The organism is Actinotalea ferrariae (assembly GCF_019733465.1).
GTDB classification, from domain to species: Bacteria; Actinomycetota; Actinomycetes; order Actinomycetales; family Cellulomonadaceae; genus Actinotalea; species Actinotalea ferrariae_A.
Map to the genome: position 1 here is coordinate 1 of NZ_JACVQL010000202.1, position 1574 is coordinate 1574.

At 75.9% G+C, this 1574-nt stretch carries 3 protein-coding genes; all 3 read right to left on the minus strand.

Annotation, left to right across the window (positions count from 1 at the left end):
• Nucleotides 1-45 precede the first annotated feature (45 nt).
• Nucleotides 46-471, minus strand: a complete 426-nt coding sequence (gene panD, locus ICW40_RS15395) for an aspartate 1-decarboxylase (protein ID WP_221654895.1) — start codon at nt 469-471, stop codon at nt 46-48.
• Nucleotides 468-1337, minus strand: a complete 870-nt coding sequence (gene panC / locus ICW40_RS15400; RefSeq protein ID WP_221654896.1) for a pantoate--beta-alanine ligase — start codon at nt 1335-1337, stop codon at nt 468-470. The genes panD and panC overlap by 4 nt, the downstream gene beginning before the upstream one ends.
• Nucleotides 1334-1574 (minus strand): DUF2520 domain-containing protein (locus ICW40_RS15405; protein ID WP_221654897.1); only part of this gene is annotated, 241 nt, incomplete at its 5' end. The genes ICW40_RS15405 and panC, both read right to left, overlap by 4 nt.

Here is a 1574-nt window from a genome sequence, read left to right on the forward strand (position 1 = left end):
GCACGGGCCCAGGCGTCGGCGGCGTCGTGCGCCCGGCGGGCGCGCTCACCGGGCCCAGGCGACCGCGGCCGTCCGCAGGCCCTCGGGCGCGGCGCCCGGGTCGTGACCGACGTCGGCGATGCGGTTGTCCGCGTCGACGTGCACCACGTGCGGGCTGTACGTGCGGGCGTCGGCGTCGGGCATCTGCGCGTAGGCGATGAGGATGACGACGTCGCCCGGGTGCACGAGGTGCGCGGCGGCGCCGTTGACGCAGACGACGCCCGAGCCCGGCTCGCCGTTGATCGCGTAGGTGGTCAGGCGCGCGCCGTTGGTGACGTCGACGACGTCGACCTGCTGACCGGGGAGGATGTCGGCGGCCTCGAGCAGCGTCGCGTCGACCGTCACCGACCCGACGTAGTCGAGGTCCGCGGCCGTCACGGTCGCGCGGTGGATCTTGCCCGTCATCATCGTCCGGAGCCAGCTGCCGGTCATCGCCCCTCCAGGGTGAGCACCACGTTGTCGATCAGCCGCGTCGACCCGACGCGTGCTGCCACGGCGAGCACGGCGCGGCCGGTGCGGTCCGCGGGCACGTCGGTCGCCGTGTCGTCGACGAGCGCGACGTAGTCCACCACGACCCCCGGCTCGGAGCCGAGGACGTCCGCCGCGGCCCGCCGGACCTCGTCCGCCGGTGCGCCGTCCTCAGCGGCCGCCTGTGCGGCGCGGAGTGACCTGTTCAACGCCCGCGCGGCGCGGCGTTGTTCCGCGTCGAGGTACGCGTTGCGCGAGGACAGCGCGACGCCGTCCTCGTCGCGGACCGTCTCGACGGCGACGACCTCGACCGGCACGTCGAGGTCCGCGACCATCCCCCGCACCGCCATGAGCTGCTGCGCGTCCTTCTGCCCGAACAGCGCGACGTCGGGCCGGACGAGGTGCATGAGCTTGAGCACGACGGTCAGGACGCCGTCGAAGTGGCCGGGCCGGTGGGCGCCCTCGAGCCGCTCGCCCAGGGCGCCGGCGCTCACGCGGACGACGGGATCGCCCGCCGGGTACATCTCCTCGACGCCCGGCGCGAAGACGACGTCGGCCCCGGCACCCGCGAGGAGCGCGAGGTCGCCCTCGAGGTCGCGCGGGTAGCGGTCGAGGTCCTCGCTCGGACCGAACTGCAGCGGGTTGACGAAGATCGTCACGACCACCTGGTCCGCGCGCTCCCGCGCGGCGCGCACGAGCGCGAGGTGCCCCTCGTGCAGCGCACCCATGGTCATCACGACGGCACGACGCGCGCGCGCACCGGTGCCCGGGGCGGCGTCGAGCGCCTCGGCCAGCTGGGTGCGCGTGCGCACCAGGCGCGGGGTGGTCATCGGTCCTCCGGGGTGGGGCCGAGGACGTCGAGGACGTCCTGCGCCTGGGTCGTGGTCAGCCGGCCGCCCGCGAGTGCGCGTGCGACCGCGCCGCGGGCGAGCGCACGGTACGTCGGAGCCACGTCGGCCGACGTCGGCTCGCGTCCGGCCAGTGCCGTGAGCTCGCGCAGGTGCGCGGCGACCGTGCCCGCGTCCCCGCGCACGACGGGGCCGGTGAGCGCACCGACGCCGCTCGCG

What these genes read in the sequence shown, in the direction of transcription:
- panD (WP_221654895.1), bottom strand. Translation starts at nt 471, where the DNA reads ATGACCGGCAGCTGGCTCCGGACGATGATGACGGGCAAGATCCACCGC.
- panC (WP_221654896.1), bottom strand. Translation starts at nt 1,337, where the DNA reads ATGACCACCCCGCGCCTGGTGCGCACGCGCACCCAGCTGGCCGAGGCG.